Here is a 19,139-nt window from a genome sequence, read left to right as displayed (position 1 = left end):
CGAAACGCGTCCAACGCGGGGGGCCGGCGTGACAGGGGCCGGAGCGGGAGTGGGGGCGGCAGCCGTTTTTTTCATGGGGGTCGTGACAGAAGCGGAAGGGACGGCAGGATGACTGGCCGGTTTTGCGGATTTGGCGAGGGGGGGCGGGGCGGGGCCGGGTTTCGTGGCGGAAGCCTTGGGCGCTTCTGGCGCAGCCTCCTTGCCGGCTGTCTTCTTGACGGCCGGTGTGGCGGGCGCTGCCTCGGCGGCGGGTTTCTTCACGGTACTGGCTCCTAGGACGGGCTGGATCGCGCTCTACAGGTACTCTCCCCGCAAGAACGTTGGCGAACACATGCCTCGCGGGTTCCCGATTTTTAGTGCAAGCTCGCCAGCAGCGACCACGGGTTATACCCCCGAATTCAGACCACGAACGCGCTCTCTACTGTGCCGGTAGTGACTTCTCTTCTGCATGGCAAACGAAAGCGGCTCCCGGAACAGGCGCGCGATTGTATAGACGAAAGTGTCGAGTTGCGGCCGATAACGCTCCCCCCGGATCATTTCACGTCCGGAACATCGCGAAACCAGTTCCTTCGGGCTGTCGGTATCACCCGCGATGGGGCAGCCTCGGGGTGCGCGCGGGCGGCTCTTCACCAGGGACATCGTGGAACCGGCTCTGCCGGGCCACCGATGTCGGCCCCGGTGAGGGGGCGGGAGTCGCGTCACGCGGTGGCGCAGCGACCTGGGGCAAAGGCTAAACCAGGCACTGGTCGAGACCCTGTTCCAGGATCTCGCGCGGCAGTTCGATGCCGATGAACACCATGCGGCTCTGGCGGGCTTCGTCCGCGCCCCAGGCCGGGCCGAGGTCGCTGCCCATCAATTGGTGCACGCCCTGGAAGATCACCTTGCGCTCGGTGCCCTTCATGTTCAGCACGCCCTTGTAGCGCAGCATGCGCGGGCCGTAGATGTTGACGATGGCGCCGAGGAAGTCCTCCAGCCGGGCCGGGTCGAAGGGGCGGTCGGACCTGTAGACGAAGCTCTTGACGTCGTCGTCCGTGTGGTGATGGTGGCCGTGGCCTTCGTGCGCATGCGAAGGGTGGTCGCAGTTCTCGCCGTGTTCGTGATCGTGGTGATCGTGGTCGTCTTCCTTGAGGAAGTCGGGGTCGATGTCGAGCTTGGCATTCAGGTTGAAGCCGCGCAGGTCGAACACCGAAGACAGCGGCACCTCGCCGAAATGCACCTTCTGCTGCGGCGCGCGGGGGTTCATGTGCTTCAGGCGATGGATCAGCGCCTCGGTCTCGTCGGCGGCGACCAGGTCGCTCTTGCTGATGAAGATCTGGTCGGCGAAGCCGACCTGGCGGCGGGCCTCCTGCCGGTCATTGAGCTGCTGGGGTGCGTGCTTGGCATCGACCAGCGTCAGGATCGAGTCGAGCAGGTAGCTTTCGGCGATCTCGTCGTCCATGAAGAAGGTCTGCGCAACGGGGCCGGGGTCGGCCAGGCCGGTGGTCTCGATGACCACGCGGTCGAAGTCGAGCAGCCCCTTGCGCTTCTTGGCAGCCAGCACCTGCAGCGCCTCGCGCAGGTCTTCGCGGATGGTGCAGCAGATGCAGCCGTTGCTCATCTGCACGATCTGCTCCTTCGACTCGGTGACGAGGATGTCGCTGTCGATGTTCTCCTCGCCGAACTCGTTCTCGATGACGGCGATCTTCTGGCCGTGCGCCTCGGTCAGGATGCGCTTCAACAAGGTGGTTTTTCCGGAGCCGAGGAAGCCGGTGAGGATGGTGGCGGGGATGAGGGCCATGAGGTGCTCCGGTCGCGAAAACAGGGAAAGGGCGGAAAGTTTAGCGGGCGGGGAATAGGTCTGCTGTCGTGGGGTTGGGCTTGCCGGGATGCGGGAGCGGGCAGCCGAACGCCGAAGTCGCAAAGGTTTCGCAGAGGTCGCAGAAGGAAGACAAAGAAATACTCAAGGAATTCTTTGATTCTCTTTTTTGCGCCTTCTGCGAAACCTTTGCGACTTCGGCGTTCGGCTGCCCGAATTCACGCCGGCCGGCGCACCACCACCAGCCCCTTGAGGTACTCGCCCTCCGGGAACTCGATGGTCATCGGATGGTCCGGCGCGGCGCCGAGGCGCTCGCTGATGTAGCCGTCGACGCCGGCGTCGATACCCGCCGAGGCGACGATCTTGTGGAACAGGTCGGCGCTGATGCCGCCGGAGCACGAGAAGGTCAGCAGCACGCCGCCGGGCACCAGCAACTGAAGGGCCAGGCGGTTGATGTCCTTGTAGGCGCGGGCGGCGCGCTCGGCATGGGCGACCGTCGGGGCGAACTTCGGCGGGTCCAGCACGATGGCGTCGAAGGTCTTGCCGTCCGCGATGAAGCGGCGCAAGGTGGCGTTGACGTCGGCGTCGAGGTACTGGTTGTCGGCGCCGGCGAATCCGTTGAGCGCGACATGCGCTTCGGCGCGCTGGAGTGCGGGCAACGAGGAATCGACCGAGGTCAACACCGCTCCTTCCAACGCATCGGCGGCACGCAGGCCGGATAGCGCCGCGACGGTGAATCCGCCCGTGTAGCAGAAGCAGTTCAACACGCGGCGGAACTTGCGATGCCCCGCGATCTCCGCGAAACGCTTCCGGCTGTCGCGCTGGTCGAGGTAGAAGCCGGTCTTGTGGCCGGTGGCGATGTCGAGCGAGAGTTGCCACTCGTGCTCGCGGATGGTGAGCTCGGTCGGACCGTCGCCGCGCAGCCAGCCGGTGGTCGGTTTCAGGCCTTCCCGCTCGCGGCCGCTGGCGTCGGAACGCTCGTAGAGCCTGGTCAAGCCGGTGGCGGCGAGCAAGGCATCGGGCAGCACTGCCTTCCAGCGCTCGACGCCGGCCGACAGGAATTGCGCAACCAGCGTGTCGCCGTAGCGGTCGACGATCAGCCCGGGCAGGCCGTCGGCCTCGCCGTGGACCAGACGCACGCCGTCGCTCTGCAAGTCGAACAGGCCGCGCGCCTGCACCGCCCGAGCGACACGCCCGGCGAAGAAGGCGGCATCGATGCGCTGGGCTTCGTCGAAGCTCCAGGCGCGGGCACGGATCTTCGATGCGGGGCTGAATGCGGCCCATGCGAGGAACTTGCCTTCATGCGACTCGACGCGCACCGTCTCGCCCGCGTCCCCGCCGCCCTTGGCAATGGCCGATTCGAAGATCCATGGATGGCGGCGCAGCAGCGACCGCTCCTTGCCCGGCCGCAGCCGCAATGCTTTCATGGGGGTTCCCTGGTGATGTTGTTCAGGCCTTCCTGGCCTTTCGTGTCTCGGGGCGCGCCTTGGCGCGTGGATGGGCCGCGTCATACGCCTTGGCCAGGTGCTGGAAATCCAGCCGCGTGTAGACCTGCGTGGTGGTGATGTTGGCGTGGCCGAGCAACTCCTGCACAGCGCGCAGGTCGCTGCTCGACTGCAGCAGGTGACTCGCGAAGGAGTGCCGCAGCATGTGCGGATGGACCGGCGCCGGCAAGCCGGCCTTCAGGCTGCGCAGGCGCAAGGCCTTCCACACCGCCTGCGCCGAGAACCGCGCGCCATTGCGGCCGATGAAGAGGGCCGTGGCGCCGACCGGGTCGCGCAGGGTGGCCGCCGGCAGCGCGGCGCAGTCGTCGCGCACGGCCAGCCAGGCCCCCACCGCTTCACGGGCCTTGGCGCCCACCGGCACGCTGCGGCGCTTGCCACCCTTGCCAAGCACATGCGCTTCGCCAGCGGCCAGGTCGACCCAGCCGCGCGCCACCGCGCTGGCCCGCACGTCGAGCCCGACCAGTTCACTCACGCGCAGGCCACAGCCATAGAGCAGTTCGACGATCGCGTGGTCGCGCGCCTCCGTCCACGGGTCGGCCTCAGGATCGCGGTGTTCCGCCAGCCGCACGGCGTCGTCGACGGCCAATGCCTTGGGCAGCGGACGGTCGGCCTTGGGTGCGTGCACGTCCTGCACCGGATTGGCATCGACCAGGCGCTCGTTGCCCAGCCAGCGATAGAAGCTGCGCCAGCACGACAGCACCAGCGCGATGCCGCGCGACTCGCGCCCTGCCGCGTGAAGCTGGGCCATCCAGCGCCGGATGTGGGCGGTCTGCACCTGTTGCAGCGGCAGGCTCGCCGCGGCGGCCTTTTCGGCCAGCGTGCGCAGGTGGATCGCATACAGCTCGACCGTGCGCGCGGCCAGCCGGCGTTCCACGCGCACATGTTCCAGATAGCGCTCGATCAGGTCCGAATCCACAGCGAATTTCCTTCCAGGCACGCGTTGGCCGTCAGAAATACCCGGCCAGCGCATTGTTGACGATCGCCAGCGGCTCGCGCACCACGCCCTTGAAGAACAGGAAGGGGCTTTTCCCGCAAGTCGGCGACGCCGCCGCGTATTGCACGTCGAAGGCGCGGTCGAATCCGCTCGCACGCGCCAGCCGCTCGATCCGCCAGAGGTGGTACGGGTCGGAAACGACGATCACGCGCTTGATGCCGGCAGCCTCCAGCACCGGCCATGACATGGCGAGGTTCTGCCGCGTCGACGACGACAGCGCCTCCTTCAGCACGGGGCCGCTGAAGCCAGTCTCCCGCGCATAGGCCTCCATCACCTGTGCCTCGATGCGCGCGTCCTCGATGTCCTTGCCGCCCGACACGACCAGTTGCCGCACCTGGCCGCTGCGTGCGAGCTCGATGCCGCGGTCGACGCGGTTGGTGAGGCAGGGATTGATCTCGCCGCCCACATAGGCCCGGTTGCCGAGCACCAGGGCGCCATCGGCCGTACCCGTGGGCGGATGCGCGATGCGTTCGCTCGCGTGCTGCCAGATCATGGCGGCCAGCGCCACATGCAGCGCGCAAAGGAGAAGCGCCGCGCCCAGCAGACGCCAGCGCCATGCCATGGCGCGGGCCAGCAGCGTCAAGGCCGCAGCCGCGAGAGCGCTGCCGACGCCAGGTCGGCGATGCGTTCGAGGAAGTCGGTGCCCATCTCGGGGTTGAAGCGCTGCGCATCGGGCGATGCGAGCACCAGCAGGCCGAAGGCCGGCGCGCCCGGCTCGGCGCGCAGGGGGATCAGCGCGATCGACACGGCCGCGCGCGCATCGCCCAGCCAGTTGGCCGCCTCGAAGCCGGAATTGAGCCCGCAGTACGGTGCGGTGAGCGAGGTGGCCAGCGTCTTCACGTCGTCGGTGACCCACTGGGCATAGCCCTCGCTCCAGTAGGTCGCGTCGCAGTCCCACACCTTGATGGCGGTCTGCGGCACCATGAACAGCGTCTGCAGGTCGGCCGCGATCTGCCAGGGCAGGCCGCGCGCATCGCGCGTGGTGAGCAAGCCTCTTGTCCAGCGCTGCAGCCGGTCGGCGGTGACGACGTTCTCGGTGCCGTGGCGCACCATGTCCATCACGCGGTGCTCCAGCGCCTTGATCTTCTCGCGCAGCATCTCGGCCTGGCGCTCCTGCAGGCTGACGGCACGGTTGCCGTGCGGGCTGGTCAGTTGCACCTGCGAAAGCAGTTGCGCATGGCGTTCGAAGAAGTCCGGCGTGTTGGCGAGGTAGTTGGCGATGTCGTCTTCGGTGATCGGGTTCATGGCGTCGGAATGGGTGGGTTTCATGGCTGCTCGGGTACCTCGATGTCGCCTTCGAACACGGTCACGGCCGGGCCGGTCATGAACACGGGCAGGCCAACGCCCGCCCATTCGATGGTGAGGAGCCCCCCGCGCGTTTCCACGTCGACGCGATTGTCGAGCAGGCCGAGTCGGATGCCCGACACCACCGCCGCGCAAGCCCCGGTGCCGCAAGCCAGCGTCTCGCCGGCGCCGCGCTCGAATACGCGCAAGCGGATCCGCGAGCGGCTCACGACCTGCATGAAGCCGGCGTTGACGCGTTGCGGGAAGCGCGGGTGGTGCTCGATGAGCGGGCCTTGCGTGGCGACTGGCGCAGTGTCGACGTCGTTCACGACCTGCACCGCATGCGGATTGCCCATCGACAGCACGGTGACGGGAAGGATGGCGCTCTCGGCATGGGTGCTGATGGCCAGGTGCCAGGTTTCCCAGGCGCCTTCGGGCTGCGGCGTGAGGCCGGCCGGGTCGAAGGGCACCTTCTCGGGCTCGAAGACAGGCGCGCCCATGTCGACGGTGACCCGGCCATCGGCGCCCATGCGGGGCTCGATGACGCCAGACAGCGTCTGCGCGCGCACTGCCTCCTTGGTGGTGAGGCCGCGCTCGCGCACGAAGCGCATGAAGCAGCGTGCACCGTTGCCGCACTGCTCCACCTCGCCGCCGTCCGCGTTGTGGATCACGTACTGGAAATCGATGCCCGGCGCGGGCGAGGGCCGCACGGTCAGGATCTGGTCGGCGCCGACGCCGAAGTGGCGGTTGCCGAGGAAGCGGTATTGCGCAGCCGTGAGCCCGAGGCTGCCACGGGTCTCGTCGAGCACGACAAAGTCATTGCCGGCCCCTTGCATCTTGGTGAAGCGAATTCGCATGGGCGCGATTATCCTGCGCGGCATGCAGGCTGCCTTCATCGTGACGAGCGCGATCAACGCCAGGTCCGGCATGTTCGCGCCCGAGGAGCGACTGCGAGACACGATCGGCACGATCGATTCGATCCGCCAGCGCGTGCCGGATGCGGCCATCCATCTGCTGGACATGTGCGGCGACGGCCTGCAGCCGGCGCAGGCCCGCGTGCTGTCGCCGGCGGTGACGCGGCTGTTCGACTACTCGGGGCTGCACGACGTGCAGGCGATCTACAAGGCGCCCAATCCCGACGTGGTCAAGAACCTGACCGAGATGACCTGCTTCCAGCATTTCCTGCACAGCCAGGAAGCGCTGCTGGACGGGGTCGATCGAATCTTCAAGCTGTCAGGGAGGTATCGGCTGGACGAGCGCTTCTGCATCGGCGACTACGGTGATCCGGGCTACCGCGGACAAATGGTCTTCTCGGGCCGGTACGCGAGCCAGTTTGCGCCGGAGGTGACGGGCAACGACGCCGCGGACAACTTCCAGCTGATGTCGCGCCTCTGGTCCTTCGATGCCTGCCTGCTGCCCGTGGTGCGCAGCGCCTACGGGCAGATGATCGAGCGCATGGTCGAGCGGCTGAACGCGGGTGGCTACGTCGACATCGAGCATCTGCTGCACCGGTACATGCCGCGCGCGCGCATCGCCATCCGGACGCCGATCGGCGTGTCGGGACGGCTTGCGCCGAATGCGCGGGAGATCAGCGACTGAAGGCGGCGCTCAGGAGACTCTGATCAAGTCCCCCGCGAGGACGCGCGCCTCGGCTCGGGATGGGATGCAAGGCGCAAACCGCAGCCTTGGCCCAAGCCATGGCGAGGATTTGCAACGCCGCAGACCGCCCGGGCGGAGGATGCGCGGTCCGCGGGGGACCTGATCAGAGTCTCCCTCATCAGCCGCAGCGCGCGCCGACGATGCGACCACTCGCCTCGATATCGACGTTCAGGCGAGTGGCATCCACGTCGCGCGGGGGCGGATCGGTCGGGCGCACGCTGCGGGCGCTGCGGGCGCCGGCACGCAGACGCATTTCCTCGAGCGTGCTTGCGTCGATCGGCTTGCCCAGCGCAAAGCGGGCTTCGGTGGCGCGGCATTCCTGGGGCATGGTGCCGGCGAAATTCGGCGGCGGCGGCAGTTCGGAAGACAAGGGCCGAACGTCGCCGCGCATCTGGCAGCCGGCCACGGCGGCCACGCCAAGCAGCAGTCCGCATGTGAATTGCGTGCGTTCCAGCCAGTTCATGGTTTTCCCGTTTTGCCATTTATCGATGGCTTGCATGGTAGCCCCCGGCCGTCCCGCTGGCGGTGTGCCCCTCTGTACGACATGACATAGGCCGAAGGTGCCTCGGACGAGACGCGGGGCAATCGCCATCCAAATAGCGGTGCGCAGGATCACCTCCCGTGGTTCCCAGGCACGCACGAGTTACCGTCACGCGATGAACACCCGCACGCCCTCATCATTGCCTCGCCTGGTCTGGCCGGGCCACGCATTCCTGCCAGGCTACCTCGCGGCACTGGAGCGCGGCTGGTCACCCAACAACCTCCGTGCCGACGCCGGGCGCGAGGAAATCGAACAGATACGGCGCGACGCGGACGCCTTCCTGGCCGGCCTGGTCGACCGCGAAGGTGCTGGCCCGCCGGTGACGATGCCCGACGGCTCGACCGTGCCCAAGTTGCCGGGCTATCGGCGCTGGATCTGGGACGGGGAGTTCTGCGGCAGCATCGGCTTGCGCTGGCAGAAGGGAAGCAACGCCTTGCCGCCGTATTGCCTGGGCCACATCGGCTACGGCGTGGTGCCGTGGAAGAGCGGGCGCGGCTACGCCACGGAAGCCTTGCGGCTGCTGTTGCGCGACGCAGTCGCCGAAGGCCTGCGCTACGTCGAGATCACGACGACGCCGGACAACCTGGCGTCGCAACGCGTGATCGCGCGCAACGGCGGCGTGCTGGTCGAGGAATTCATCACCGTGCCCGCCATCGGCGGCAACCGCGAGCTGCGCTATCGCATCAAGCTCGAATCCTTGCCGGACGCCTGAGAAGGTCTGAATCTTTCTACTGCGGACGCCGATCTCGGGCCTGCGGTCCTCACCGCACGAGAGTGCGGTTCCGGTCCTCGACCCGACATCGGCGCCCTCGCTACGAAATCTTCACACCTTCCGAGACCAGCACCCTGCCCCTCCGCCGAAGCGCGCGGCGAGGAAGTCCAGGAAGCAGGCGATGCGCGCCGCCAACTGCGTGTTGCGGTAGTAGACGGCGTTGATGGCCTGCCGCACATCGACGGTGTCCTTCGCAAGCACCTGCACCAGGTCGCCTCGCGCTCGATCTCCGGCCGTCATGAAGTCCGACAGGCAGACGATGCCGCTGCCCTGCAAGGCCAGGTGGCGCAGCGTCTCGCCGTTGGAGGCGCCGATCGTCGGTGTGATGGCCCATTCGTCGCCATGCGTGCCGCGCAAGGGCCAGCGGTTCAAGGAATCGAGGTGCGTGAAACCGAGCAACGTGTGCTTGCCGAGGTCGGCCACCGCCTTCGGACGGCCGTGCGCCTTGAGGTAGGCCGGACTGGCGAGCACACGCAACCGGCTGATCGCGAGCGGCCGTGCGTGCAGCGTGGAATCGCGCAGCTCTCCGATGCGGATGGCTACGTCGGTGCGCCGCTCCAGCAGGTCGATGTTGAGCTCGTCGGTGTTGAGCTCCAGCGCGATCTGCGGGTACGTGCGGCGGAACTCGGGCACCAGCGGCAGGATGGCATGCAGCATGAAGGGCGTGGCGGCGTTCACGCGCAAGCGCCCGGCGGGCTGCTGGCGGCGCGCGGCCATGTGCTCCTCGGCATCGTCGATCGAGGCCAGGATGGCGCGGGCGTGGACGAGGAAGGCATGGCCTTCCTCGGTGAGCTCGATGCGGCGCGTGGTCCGGCGCAGCAGGGTGGTGTCGAGCTTCTTTTCCAGGCGGGCGAGCGCGCGGCTCACGCCAGAGACGGTCTGCCCCAGCTGGTCGGCCGCGGCCGTGATGGAGCCCGTGCCGACCACGGCGGCAAAGGCCTGCAATTCCTCGAGGGTAGTTTTCATTGTTGACTCCCAGTCAACAGAATTGTGCAGACTGACGGGTTTTTCTGCAAAGACGATCGGCCGACACTCCATGCCATCCCACAGGAGTTGCCTTTCATGCCCATTGCCCTTTTCGCGCTGACGCTCAGCGCCTTTGCCATAGGCACGACCGAGTTCGTGATCGTCGGCCTGCTTCCCACCGTTGCCGCGGACCTCGGCATCGACATTCCGTCGGCTGGCCTGCTGGTCAGCCTCTATGCGCTCGGCGTCGCCATCGGCGCGCCGGTGCTCACCGCGCTCACCGGCAAGGTGCCGCGCAAGCTGTTGCTGCTCGGCCTGATGGCCTTGTTCACCGCGGGCAACCTGCTGGCTTGGCAGGCGCCGAGCTACGAGACGCTGGTGGCCGCGCGCGTGCTCACCGGCCTCGCGCACGGCGTGTTCTTCTCGATCGGCTCGACCATCGCGACCGGGCTGGTCGCCAGGGACAAGGCCGCCAGCGCCATCGCGATCATGTTCACCGGCCTCACCGTGGCGCTGGTCACGGGCGTGCCGCTGGGCACTTTCATCGGCCAGCACTTCGGCTGGCGCGAGACCTTCCTGGCCGTGTCGGCACTGGGTGTGATCGCGTTCATCGGCAGCTGGATGTTCGTGCCGAAGAACATCCGCCACACGCCGCCGGCCTCGCTGGCACAGCAGGCCAAGGTGCTGGCCGAGCCGCGCCTGCTGCTGGTCTATGCCAAGACGGCCATCGGCTATGGCGGCACCTTCATCCCGTTCACCTTCCTCGCGCCGATCCTCACCGAAGTCTCGGGCTTCAGCCCCGGCGCGGTGGGCTGGGTGATGCTGGTCTACGGCGTGTCCGTCGCGGTCGGCAACATCTGGGGCGGCAAGCTGGCCGACCGCATGGGGCCGATCCCGGCGCTGCGCATCATCTTTGCGCTGCTGGCCGTGGTGCTGCTGGTCTTCAACTTCACAGCGCCACACAAGTGGCTGGCCCTGCTGACCGTGCTGGCCTGGGGCGCGGTCGCGTTCGGCAACGTGCCGGGGCTGCAGGTCTACGTCGTCAAGCAGGCCGAGCGTTTCACGCCGCAGGCCGTCGACGTGGCCTCGGGCCTCAACATCGCGGCCTTCAACCTCGGCATTGCCGGCGCGGCCTGGGCCGGCGGCCTGATCGTCACGCATCTGGGGCTGATGCATACGCCCTGGATCGGCGCGCTGGTGGTGCTGGTGTCTCTTGCGCTGACGCAATGGAGCGGCTTGCTCGACCGCAGGCTGGCCCACCCCCGCAGCGCCTTCGGCGCATCCCCTCCAGGGGGCGCACCCGGCGGCCCGGCAAAGCCGGATCCGCGGGTGCCCCCGCACAGCCCTCGCTCCCCTTCCATGCTGCGTTGAGGAATGAACCCTTTCAAATCCCGCATTCAAGTACTCCTACCATGAACACCAACAACAGCATTCCCCTCTTCGGCCTCGGCACCTTCCGCCTGACCGGCCAGACCGTCATCGACTCGGTGAAGAACGGCCTTTCGCTCGGCTTTCGGCTCATCGACACGGCGCAGATCTACGGCAACGAGGCCGAGGTGGGCCAGGCGATTGCCGAGAGCGGCGTCGCGCGCGAGGACCTCTTCATCACCACCAAGATCTGGACCGACAACTATCCCAAGGCCAAGCTCGGGGAGAGCCTGAAGGACAGCCTGGCGAAGCTGCGCACCGACCATGTCGACCTGACGCTGATCCACTGGCCCTCGCCCGCCAACGCGGTGCCGGTGGCCGAATTCATGCGCGCGCTGGCCGAAGCCAAGGCGCAGGGGCTGACGAAGCGCATCGGCGTGTCGAATTTCAACATCGACCTGATGCGGCAGGCCATCGACGCGGTGGGTGCGCAGGCGATCGCGACAAACCAGGTCGAATTGCATCCCTACCTGCAGAACCGCAAGCTCGCGGACTTTGCACGCCGCCAGGGCATCGGCATCAGCTCGTACATGACCCTGGCCTACGGCAAGGTGCTGGGCGACCCGGTGCTGCAGCGCATCGCCCTGGCCCGCGGCGCCACGACTGCGCAGGTGGCGCTGGCCTGGGCCATGCAACTCGGCCATGCGGTGATTCCGTCGTCCACGAAAGCGGCCAACCTGGAAAGCAATCTGAAGGCGCGAGCGCTGCATCTCAGCAACGAGGAGATGGCGCAGATCGCGGCGCTCGACCGCGGGGAGCGCCTCGTCAGCCCGGACGGCCTCGCGCCGCTGTGGGACTGAGCCGCTGAGCCGCCCGAACTATCGCGAGGCCGCCCAGGCGCGCAGGATGGGGATCGCCTCGCCGTCCAGCTTCTGCTCTGCCGGCAGCGCGCGCTTGTGCAGCGGCGCGCCGGCTTCGGCACGCAGGGTCTCCACGTCGATCGGATGCCGGTCGGCCGCGGACACACCCGCAAACGCCTCCCCCGACTGCGCCAGCGACGCACCGTAGTAGAGCTTGCGAATGCCCACGATATGCATCGCCGCCGCGCACAGCACGCAGGGCTCGCACGAGGAATAGAGATCACAGCCCGACAGGTCCACCGTCTCCAGCTTGCGGCAGGCGTCGCGGATGGCTTCCACCTCGCCATGCGAGGTGGGGTCGAAATGTGCGACCGAATGGTTGAAGCCTTCGCCGACCACGGCGCCGTCCTTCACCACCACTGCGCCGAAGGGTTCGGTGCCGGGCGTGTCGAGTGCCCGGGCCGACAGCGCCAGGGCGCGCCGCATGAATGTCTCGTCGTACAAAACGTTCTCTCCTCAAATCAGGATGCCGTCGCGCGCAACGACCTGCCCACCGGCCACCACCAGCTTGCGTGCTGGCCTGGCGACCACCGCCTGCGCCACCGTCTGCGCATCGACCAGGACCAGGTCGGCCCGGTCACCCGGCACCAGTCCGTAGGCCTCGAATCCGCAAGCGCGCGCGGCGGCGTGGGTCACGCAATCGAGCGCGACATCGAGTTCATCATCGCGGCGCAGGTTATAGCGCAGCCCGATCAGCATCGCGCGCTCCAGCATGTCGGGGTTGCCGTAGGGCGACCAGGTGTCGCGGATGCCGTCGTTGCCGCCGAACACCGTCACGCCCGCATGGCGGCACACCATCAGGGGCGGCACGTTGCGCGAGGCCGAGCCGGTCGTGACCAGCACCACGCCCAGCGCCGCCATGCGCGCGAGCAGCGGGTCGCGCTCGGCCGGCGCCAGGTCGCCCAGGCAGAAGCCATGGCTGATCGCGACCTTGTTCTGCAGGCCCAGCGCCTGGGTGCGGTCCAGGATCAGGCCGAGCGAGAACGCGCCCATCGCACCGGGTTCGTGCAGGTGGATGTCGAGCGGGCAGCCGTGGCGCTCGGCCAGGCCGAACAGCACATCGAGCGAGCGCACCGGGTCGCCGTCGATGGCGCAGGGGTCGAGGCCGCCCAGCACGTCGGCGCCGGCCGCCATGGCCCGGTCGAGCAATTCGGCCGTGCCCGGGCGGATCAGCAGGCCGGACTGCGGGAAGGCGACGATCTGGATCTGCTGCTGCAGCGCGGCCATGGCGTCGCGCGTCTGCAGGACGCCTTCGAGGTGCCGCAGGCCGGCTTGCGTGTCGATGTCCACATGGGTGCGCAAGCGGGTCGTGCCCAGCGCCAGGAAGGCCCGGGCCAGCGCCAGCGACTGGCCAGCCGCGTCGTGGCCGCTCGCATGGCGGAACGCCCGCTCGTTGTCGATCTTGTCGGAGAGGCGCTGGCCGACCTCGTTGCGGTACCAGTCCATGCCCCACAGCGTCTTGTCGAGGTGGGTGTGGCCTTCGACCAGGGCCGGCAGCAGCAAGGCGCCACCGCCCTCCTCGGTCGCGCATCCAGTCGGCGCCTGCAACGCCGGGCCGAGCACGGCGATGCGCCCGCCCTGCACCAGCACGTCGAGCGGTGCACCGCCCGCCGGACGCACGTTGCGGATCAGCAGCGAGGCCACGTCCATGTCCCGCGCCGGAAGTTCATCAATGCTCCTGCAGCACCGAGAGGATGTTGCCCGCCGGGTCGCGGAACCACGCGATGACCGGGCCGCCCGGGTCGCGGCAGATGTCGTTGGAATCGGTCTCCAGCCCGGGCATGTCGTAGGACTCGAAGCGAACGCCACGCTCCTTCAGCGCGGTCACCGTCTTGTCGACGTTCTTCACCGGAAAGTTGAGCACGGTATAGGTGGCCGGCGCGTGATTGGGCTTGACGTACACCAGCACCTCGGTGCCGCCGGCCAGGTGCAGCCTCATCAGGCCGTCGTCTTCCGACACGTCCAGGCCCAGCGTCTCGCCGTAGAACGACAGCGCAATGCTCATGTCGTCGACCGAATAGCCGCTGAAGGCCTTGCTGTTTTTCAGCATGTCGTCTTCTCCTTTGACTTGGCTCCGGGGAGCATAGCGCCCACACCGCCTGAACGGTTCAGGTCGCCCGGGGCTGGAGCCGCCGCAAGATTCGGACCGCGCCGGAAGCGAGTGGGCAATCCGGGTTATCCGCAGTCCCGGTTTCCGCACGGCAAAGCACGCGCGGGCCAGTCTCCCGATAATGCTGCGATGGTCCGCTCAAGCCAACAAATCCATCCGTCACGCCAGCCCGCCCCTTTGCTGCCCGCCGCGACGGTGCTGCTGCTGCGCGACACGCCCGCCGGCATCGAGGTCCTGATGACGCGGCGTTCCGACAACGCCAGCTTCGCGCCGGGCGCGTACGTCTTTCCGGGCGGGCGCATCGACGACAACGACGTGGAGGCGCGACCGATCGCCGCGCGGCGCCGCACACAAAGCCGGCTGCAAATGACGCAGGCCATCGCGGCCATCCGCGAGTGCTTCGAGGAGCTGGGCGTGCTGCTCGCGCGCCACACCGACGACAGCCGCATGGTCAGCGGCGCCGAGGTGGCCGCCATGGACCGCGGCAATCCGCCCGCCGTGACGCTGGCCGCCCAATGCGCGGTGAAAGGGCTGCGGCTGGCCTCCGACGAGGTCTTCACCTTCGCGCACTGGATCACCGACCGCGACATGCCAAAGCGCTTCGACGTGCCCTTCCTCGTCGCGCGCATGCCCGAAGGCCAGGTGCCGGTGGCCGATGAGGCGGAGCAGTTCGAGCCCTGCTGGGTGCGCCCCGCCGATGCACTGGAACGCCATGCGAAGAAGCGCTTCTTCATGATCTTCCCGACGGTGCGTACGCTGGAAAAGCTGGCCGCCTTCGACAGCGTCGACGCCGTGCTCGCCGCCTGCGCGCGCGAGCATCCGCTGTGGACCAGTTGCCCGCGCGGCGGCTTGCTGGGCGGCAAGGAGTTGCGCTACATGGAGCACGAGTCGCCCTTCGGCGAACTCGCGCTGGTGTGCCCCGATGGCCAGTTGGTGCACACGCTCGACTGGCAGTGCGAGGAACCGGTACGCCTGCTGAAGAACGTGATGCGCCTGACTGCGCCCAATCCGGGCGCGATGACCGGCCCCGGCACCAACACCTACATCGTGGGCGACGCAGCAACCGGCTACCTCGTGATCGACCCCGGCCCGAACGACTTCGACCACATCGGCCGCCTGTGGCGCATCACCCAGGGCGACATCCGCGCGATCGTCTGCACCCATTCGCATTCCGACCATTCCCCGGGCGCGCTGCCGCTGCAGGCGCTGTGCAAGAAGCAGCGCCCGCCGATCCTCGGCCTTCCCTCGGCGCCGAGCGCGCGCCCCGCGGCACGTTTCACGCCGGACCGCGTACTGGCCAACGACGAGCGCATCACGCTCTCCGCGCACGCGTTGCCGCCCGACGGCGTGCCGGCCCCGACGCACACGCTGCGCGTGATCCATACGCCGGGCCACGCGGCCAATCACCTGTGCCTGCTGCTGGAAGAAGACGGCCTGCTGTTCAGCGGCGACCACATCCTGAACGGCAGCACCACCGTGATCGACCCGCCCGACGGCAACATGACGGCCTACCTGCAGTCGCTCGACCTGCTCGACGAGGCCTGCGTGGCGCATGCGGTGGAGTTCATCCTGCCAGCGCACGGCTACGTGCTGGGACAGGCGCGCACCGCCATCGCGCGGCTCAAGGCGCACCGCCTCAAGCGCGAGGCCAAGATCGCCGCCGCAATGCGCGAGCAGCCCGAGGGCACATCGGAAGACTGGTTGCCGATCGCCTACGACGACGTGCCTTCGCGCATGTGGCCGGTGGCGGCACGCTCCCTGCAAGCCCACGTCGAGCGCATTCGAACGCTGGCGCAGCCATGAACGAGCGCCGCGCCAGGGGTGCTCCCTCGCACGCCGCAGAGGAGGAAGAAGGCATCCGCCTGGCCAAGCGCGTCGCCGCGATCGCCAACGTATCGCGCCGCGAGGCCGAACTGCTGATCGAGAACGGCGCGGTGCGCGTCGACGGCAAGGTCGTGGAAGTGCCGGCGCGACGCGTGCGCGACGAACAACAGGTGGAAATCGCCAGCGGGGCGCGCCCCGTGGCTGTCGAGCCTGTGACGCTGCTGCTGCACAAGCCCGCCGGCATCGCCTTCGATGCGCCGCTGGAGCGCTTGCTGGTCGCGTCGAAGCACAGCGAAAGCGACCGCTCCCAGCGTCCGCACCTTCAGCGGCATTTCGTGGGGCAGCAATGCTTCACGCCGCTGGAGAAGGGCGCCAGCGGCCTGATCGTGTTCACGCAGGAACCGCGCGTGCAGCGCAAGCTGGTCGAGGACGCCGGGCTGATCGAGAACGAGGTGATGGTCGACGTGGCCGGGCTGGTCAACGGCGTGGCGCTACACCGGCTGAACCAGTCACCCGTGATCGACGGCCGCGCCATGCTGCCCGCGAAGGTCAGCATCGGTCAGCAGGCCGAGACACGCACGGGCCTGCGCTTTGCCGTCAAGGGCAGCTGGCCGGGGCAGATCGCGCAGATGTGCGACATGGCCGAGCTGCGCATCCTGCAGATGAAGCGCATCCGCGTCGGGCGGCTGCCGCTGGCGGGGCTGGAGGTCGGCGAGTGGCGCTTCATGGCGCCGGGCGAGCGCGTTTGAAATTCAGGCGGTGAGATAGATGGGCGCCCCCGATCAGGCGTCCACCTCGCCATCTCGGTGCTGGAGAAGCCTGCCGATGGATCGGACGATGGTTTCGAGCCTGTCGAGGACTTTCATGGCCGCGGACGCCTCGACGCCACTTTCGGGCACTCCGGTCCGACCGGCGTCACAGCGCCAATCCTTGCACCTGTGACGCGGCCACCAACCTTCTGCCAAAGGCCTTCCCGTCGAAGAGGTCTACGAACGCAGCCGGCAGGCTGTCGAATCCGTGGCTGATGTCCTCTCGCACCACCAGGCGCCCTTCCCGCCACCATGTGTTGATCTGCGCAATGGCCTCGCCGTAGCGCGCTGCATGGTCGTAGGCCAGCAGGCCCTCGACGCGCAGCCGCTTCGAGATCAGGTGGCTGGTGTTGCGGATCCCGTGGCGTTCCTGCGGCGCGACGCTGTAGTCCTCGGTCTGGCCGCACACCACGATGCGCCCGCGTACCTTCATGTGCGGCAGCGCGGCATCCACCATGCGGTTGCCGACGTTGTCGAACAGCACATCGATGCCTTCCGGGAAACGGCGACCGAGTTCGGCCGCCATGTCGTCGATCGTCTTGTAGTTGAATGCGTCCGCGAAGCCGGCCTCGCCGGTCAGCCATTCGACCTTGGCATCGCTGCCCGCCACGCCAGTCACGCGGGCGCCCATCAGCCTCGCAAACTGCCCGGCCGCTGCGCCGACCGCGCCTGCGGCGGACGTGACCAGCACCGTCTCGCCGGCTTGCACACAGCCGACGTCGCGCATGCCGAAGAAGGCCGTCATGCCGGGCGTTCCCAGCAAGCCCAGCAGTGCGCTCGCGGGCATCGTGCCGCGTTCGGGCGCCTGCTTCAGCGCCGCCTCCGGGAAATCGCCCGCCTCGCGCCAACCCAGCAGGCCGGTCACCAGATCGCCGGCGACGAAACGCTCGCTGCGACTCTCCAACACCTGCGCGACGGCCGCGCCGCCGACCACGCCGCCCAGCGCCACCGGCTCGACATAGCTGCGCACGCCGCCCAGGCGTGACCGCATGCCGGGGTCGACGGCCCAGTAGAGGGCACGCAAGCGGACGCATCCAGCCTGCAGCGGTGCGAGTTCACGGGCTTGCACGCTGAAGTCGTCCGCGCGCGCCTTTCCGTCGGGGCGCCGCGCCAGCACGATCTCGCGGGTTTGCATGGTGTCGATCTCCTGGGGCCGCGCCGCGATCGACGACGCGATGTGAAAAGTGTGAAGCACGCCTGTAAGCCGGATTCTGTGCGCCGGATTCGTCTTGCGACGCACCCGGCGTGACCGCCATTAATCTGGGCCGCCGGTCACCCGGACGGCTCGATGCCACCTACCCGCCAGCTCAGCGGAACCACCTCGAAACTGGCCTACTTGGTGTTGCTGCGCGCAGAGATTGCCCGTTTCACCCGATGCCGGGTTGCCCCGGCACCGACTCGTCTCTGTTGCTCTGATCCTCACCTCACGATGGGGAGCCGTTAGCTCCTGCGCTGTCCTGTGCAGTCCGGACGTTCCTCCAGTGCGGTCTTTCGACGCGGCGCCTTTCGGCGTCGCCCCTTGCGGGCTTGCACCAGCGGCGGTCCGGCGTGCTTCACGGGGTGGATTATCTCGCCACAATGGCGGTCCACCGTTCGTTGACCTTCAGGAGTCCGATTTCATGAAAGCCCAGAGCATCCTCGACACCATCGGCGGCACGCCGCACATCCGCATCCAGCGCCTGTTCGGCAATGCGACCCAGCAGGTCTGGATCAAATCCGAGCGCGCCAATCCAGGCGGTTCGATCAAGGACCGCATCGCGCTGTCGATGGTCGAGGACGCAGAGAAGTCCGGCGCGCTCAAGCCCGGCGGCACCATCGTCGAGCCGACCTCCGGCAACACCGGCATCGGGCTGGCGATGGTCGCGGCGGTCAAGGGCTACAAGCTGGTGCTGGTCATGCCCGACTCGATGTCGGTCGAGCGGCGCCGCCTGATGCTGGCCTACGGCGCCAGCTTCGACCTCACGCCGCGCGCCGGCGGCATGAAGGCGTCGATCGCGCGCGCCGAGGAAATCGTCGCCTCCACCCCCGGCGCCTGGATGCCGCAGCAGTTCAACAACCCGGCCAACATCGAGGTGCACGTGCGCACCACGGCAGAGGAAATCGCCGCGGACTTTCCGGAGGGCATCGACGTGCTCATCACCGGCGTCGGCACCGGCGGCCACATCACCGGCTGCGCGCAGGTGTTGAAGAAGAAGTGGCCGAAGCTCAAGGTGTTCGCCGTGGAGCCGGTGGCGTCGCCGGTGATCTCGGGCGGCCAGCCATCGCCGCACCCGATCCAGGGCATCGGCGCCGGCTTCATCCCGAAGAACCTGGACACCAGCCTGCTCGACGGCGTGATCCAGGTCGATGCCGAACCGGCCCGCGAGATGGCGCGCCGCTGCGCCCGCGAGGAAGGCATCCTGGTCGGCATCTCCTCGGGCGCCACGCTGACCGCCATCGCGCAAAAGCTGCCGGACCTGGCGGCCGATGCGGTGGTGCTGGGGTTCAACTACGACACGGGCGAGCGCTACCTGTCGGTGGAAGGGTTCCTGCCGGTGTGACCCCACCGGGCGCCCCTTCCAGCGCGCCCTTTTCCGTTCTCGGCGAAAATCG

The 19,139-nt window shown here is 68.0% G+C and carries 18 protein-coding genes, 1 other RNA gene and 1 pseudogene; 7 read left to right on the top strand and 13 right to left on the bottom strand.

The window, feature by feature from the left end:
- Positions 1 to 730: 730 nt before the first annotated feature.
- The 6 genes from HB681_RS01300 to dapF form a co-directional block, all read right to left on the bottom strand.
- On the bottom strand, positions 731 to 1,777 hold the full coding sequence (locus HB681_RS01300; RefSeq protein WP_213952933.1) for a GTP-binding protein: 1,047 nt from the start codon (positions 1,775 to 1,777) through the stop codon (positions 731 to 733).
- Positions 1,778 to 2,013: 236 nt separating this feature from the next.
- Positions 2,014 to 3,222: a class I SAM-dependent methyltransferase gene (locus tag HB681_RS01295; RefSeq protein WP_213952932.1), complete on the bottom strand. Its 1,209-nt coding sequence runs from the start codon at positions 3,220 to 3,222 to the stop codon at positions 2,014 to 2,016.
- A gap of 22 nt (positions 3,223 to 3,244) precedes the next feature.
- Positions 3,245 to 4,270: a tyrosine recombinase XerC gene (locus HB681_RS01290; protein ID WP_213952931.1), complete on the bottom strand. Its 1,026-nt coding sequence runs from the start codon at positions 4,268 to 4,270 to the stop codon at positions 3,245 to 3,247.
- The gene (locus HB681_RS01285) at positions 4,248 to 4,877 is read right to left on the bottom strand and encodes a YdcF family protein (protein WP_256354256.1); all 630 of its coding nucleotides are present in this window, start codon (positions 4,875 to 4,877) and stop codon (positions 4,248 to 4,250) included. The genes HB681_RS01290 and HB681_RS01285 overlap by 23 nt, the downstream gene beginning before the upstream one ends.
- Positions 4,874 to 5,563 carry a DUF484 family protein gene (locus HB681_RS01280; RefSeq protein WP_213952930.1) on the bottom strand — a complete coding sequence of 230 codons (690 nt, stop codon included), beginning with the start codon at positions 5,561 to 5,563 and terminating at the stop codon, positions 4,874 to 4,876. The genes HB681_RS01285 and HB681_RS01280 overlap by 4 nt, the downstream gene beginning before the upstream one ends.
- The gene (gene dapF / locus HB681_RS01275; protein WP_213952929.1) at positions 5,560 to 6,435 is read right to left on the bottom strand and encodes a diaminopimelate epimerase; all 876 of its coding nucleotides are present in this window, start codon (positions 6,433 to 6,435) and stop codon (positions 5,560 to 5,562) included. Before dapF ends, HB681_RS01280 begins: the two co-directional genes overlap by 4 nt.
- Between dapF and HB681_RS01270 the strand changes: the two genes are divergently transcribed.
- Positions 6,434 to 7,177, top strand: a complete 744-nt coding sequence (locus tag HB681_RS01270; RefSeq protein WP_213952928.1) for a hypothetical protein — start codon at positions 6,434 to 6,436, stop codon at positions 7,175 to 7,177. The two genes, dapF and HB681_RS01270, sit on opposite strands and share 2 nt — an antisense overlap.
- A gap of 178 nt (positions 7,178 to 7,355) precedes the next feature.
- Here the strand turns inward: HB681_RS01270 and HB681_RS01265 are convergent, their stop codons facing one another.
- The gene (locus HB681_RS01265; protein WP_213952927.1) at positions 7,356 to 7,700 is read right to left on the bottom strand and encodes an I78 family peptidase inhibitor; all 345 of its coding nucleotides are present in this window, start codon (positions 7,698 to 7,700) and stop codon (positions 7,356 to 7,358) included.
- Between the two features lie 193 nt (positions 7,701 to 7,893).
- On the opposite strand from HB681_RS01265, the gene HB681_RS01260 reads away from it, so the two are divergent.
- The gene (locus HB681_RS01260) at positions 7,894 to 8,490 is read left to right on the top strand and encodes a GNAT family N-acetyltransferase (RefSeq protein WP_213952926.1); all 597 of its coding nucleotides are present in this window, start codon (positions 7,894 to 7,896) and stop codon (positions 8,488 to 8,490) included.
- 111 nt (positions 8,491 to 8,601) lie between these two features.
- On the opposite strand, the gene HB681_RS01255 is transcribed toward HB681_RS01260, so the two are convergent.
- Positions 8,602 to 9,516 carry a LysR substrate-binding domain-containing protein gene (locus HB681_RS01255; RefSeq protein WP_213952925.1) on the bottom strand — a complete coding sequence of 305 codons (915 nt, stop codon included), beginning with the start codon at positions 9,514 to 9,516 and terminating at the stop codon, positions 8,602 to 8,604.
- Between the two features lie 96 nt (positions 9,517 to 9,612).
- On the opposite strand from HB681_RS01255, the pseudogene HB681_RS01250 reads away from it, so the two are divergent.
- Positions 9,613 to 10,770, top strand: a pseudogene (locus tag HB681_RS01250) (MFS transporter); the annotation flags it as partial.
- 158 nt (positions 10,771 to 10,928) lie between these two features.
- Positions 10,929 to 11,744, top strand: a complete 816-nt coding sequence (gene dkgB / locus HB681_RS01245; protein WP_213952924.1) for a 2,5-didehydrogluconate reductase DkgB — start codon at positions 10,929 to 10,931, stop codon at positions 11,742 to 11,744.
- An 18-nt stretch (positions 11,745 to 11,762) separates the two neighbouring features.
- Here dkgB and HB681_RS01240 read toward each other — a convergent pair whose 3' ends face one another.
- From HB681_RS01240 to HB681_RS01230, 3 genes are read right to left on the bottom strand one after another with little or no spacing between them, the layout of a single operon-like run.
- On the bottom strand, positions 11,763 to 12,248 hold the full coding sequence (locus HB681_RS01240; protein WP_213952923.1) for a nucleoside deaminase: 486 nt from the start codon (positions 12,246 to 12,248) through the stop codon (positions 11,763 to 11,765).
- 12 nt (positions 12,249 to 12,260) lie between these two features.
- Entirely contained in the window at positions 12,261 to 13,448 is a 1,188-nt protein-coding gene (locus HB681_RS01235; protein WP_213953296.1) for an amidohydrolase family protein, read from the bottom strand.
- 25 nt (positions 13,449 to 13,473) lie between these two features.
- Positions 13,474 to 13,854: a VOC family protein gene (locus tag HB681_RS01230; RefSeq protein WP_213952922.1), complete on the bottom strand. Its 381-nt coding sequence runs from the start codon at positions 13,852 to 13,854 to the stop codon at positions 13,474 to 13,476.
- 189 nt (positions 13,855 to 14,043) lie between these two features.
- On the opposite strand from HB681_RS01230, the gene HB681_RS01225 reads away from it, so the two are divergent.
- Positions 14,044 to 15,717, top strand: a complete 1,674-nt coding sequence (locus HB681_RS01225; RefSeq protein ID WP_213952921.1) for an MBL fold metallo-hydrolase — start codon at positions 14,044 to 14,046, stop codon at positions 15,715 to 15,717.
- Positions 15,714 to 16,487 carry an RNA pseudouridine synthase gene (locus HB681_RS01220; protein ID WP_213952920.1) on the top strand — a complete coding sequence of 258 codons (774 nt, stop codon included), beginning with the start codon at positions 15,714 to 15,716 and terminating at the stop codon, positions 16,485 to 16,487. The genes HB681_RS01225 and HB681_RS01220 overlap by 4 nt, the downstream gene beginning before the upstream one ends.
- Before the next feature lie 166 nt (positions 16,488 to 16,653).
- Here HB681_RS01220 and HB681_RS01215 read toward each other — a convergent pair whose 3' ends face one another.
- Both HB681_RS01215 and rnpB read right to left on the bottom strand, forming a co-directional pair.
- Positions 16,654 to 17,682: an NADP-dependent oxidoreductase gene (locus tag HB681_RS01215; RefSeq protein ID WP_213952919.1), complete on the bottom strand. Its 1,029-nt coding sequence runs from the start codon at positions 17,680 to 17,682 to the stop codon at positions 16,654 to 16,656.
- Between the two features lie 49 nt (positions 17,683 to 17,731).
- Positions 17,732 to 18,102: RNase P RNA component class A (gene rnpB / locus HB681_RS01210), an RNA gene on the bottom strand.
- Positions 18,103 to 18,166: 64 nt separating this feature from the next.
- Here rnpB and cysK point away from each other — a divergent pair.
- The gene (cysK, locus tag HB681_RS01205; RefSeq protein WP_213952918.1) at positions 18,167 to 19,087 is read left to right on the top strand and encodes a cysteine synthase A; all 921 of its coding nucleotides are present in this window, start codon (positions 18,167 to 18,169) and stop codon (positions 19,085 to 19,087) included.
- The last annotated feature ends 52 nt before the right edge of the window (positions 19,088 to 19,139 follow it).

The organism is Variovorax sp. dw_954, assembly GCF_018449755.1.
GTDB lineage: Bacteria > Pseudomonadota > Gammaproteobacteria > Burkholderiales > Burkholderiaceae_C > Variovorax.
This window is presented reverse-complemented; position numbering and strand designations above follow the sequence as displayed.

What these genes read in the sequence shown, in the direction of transcription:
- HB681_RS01225 (WP_213952921.1), top strand. Translation starts at nt 14,044, where the DNA reads ATGGTCCGCTCAAGCCAACAAATCCATCCGTCACGCCAGCCCGCCCCT.
- HB681_RS01220 (WP_213952920.1), top strand. Translation starts at nt 15,714, where the DNA reads ATGAACGAGCGCCGCGCCAGGGGTGCTCCCTCGCACGCCGCAGAGGAG.
- HB681_RS01215 (WP_213952919.1), bottom strand. Translation starts at nt 17,682, where the DNA reads ATGCAAACCCGCGAGATCGTGCTGGCGCGGCGCCCCGACGGAAAGGCG.
- HB681_RS01270 (WP_213952928.1), top strand. Translation starts at nt 6,434, where the DNA reads ATGGGCGCGATTATCCTGCGCGGCATGCAGGCTGCCTTCATCGTGACG.
- HB681_RS01295 (WP_213952932.1), bottom strand. Translation starts at nt 3,222, where the DNA reads ATGAAAGCATTGCGGCTGCGGCCGGGCAAGGAGCGGTCGCTGCTGCGC.
- HB681_RS01300 (WP_213952933.1), bottom strand. Translation starts at nt 1,777, where the DNA reads ATGGCCCTCATCCCCGCCACCATCCTCACCGGCTTCCTCGGCTCCGGA.
- HB681_RS01255 (WP_213952925.1), bottom strand. Translation starts at nt 9,516, where the DNA reads ATGAAAACTACCCTCGAGGAATTGCAGGCCTTTGCCGCCGTGGTCGGC.
- dapF (WP_213952929.1), bottom strand. Translation starts at nt 6,435, where the DNA reads ATGCGAATTCGCTTCACCAAGATGCAAGGGGCCGGCAATGACTTTGTC.
- HB681_RS01280 (WP_213952930.1), bottom strand. Translation starts at nt 5,563, where the DNA reads ATGAAACCCACCCATTCCGACGCCATGAACCCGATCACCGAAGACGAC.
- HB681_RS01260 (WP_213952926.1), top strand. Translation starts at nt 7,894, where the DNA reads ATGAACACCCGCACGCCCTCATCATTGCCTCGCCTGGTCTGGCCGGGC.
- cysK (WP_213952918.1), top strand. Translation starts at nt 18,167, where the DNA reads ATGAAAGCCCAGAGCATCCTCGACACCATCGGCGGCACGCCGCACATC.
- dkgB (WP_213952924.1), top strand. Translation starts at nt 10,929, where the DNA reads ATGAACACCAACAACAGCATTCCCCTCTTCGGCCTCGGCACCTTCCGC.
- HB681_RS01290 (WP_213952931.1), bottom strand. Translation starts at nt 4,270, where the DNA reads ATGCGCTGGCCGGGTATTTCTGACGGCCAACGCGTGCCTGGAAGGAAA.
- HB681_RS01265 (WP_213952927.1), bottom strand. Translation starts at nt 7,700, where the DNA reads ATGAACTGGCTGGAACGCACGCAATTCACATGCGGACTGCTGCTTGGC.
- HB681_RS01230 (WP_213952922.1), bottom strand. Translation starts at nt 13,854, where the DNA reads ATGCTGAAAAACAGCAAGGCCTTCAGCGGCTATTCGGTCGACGACATG.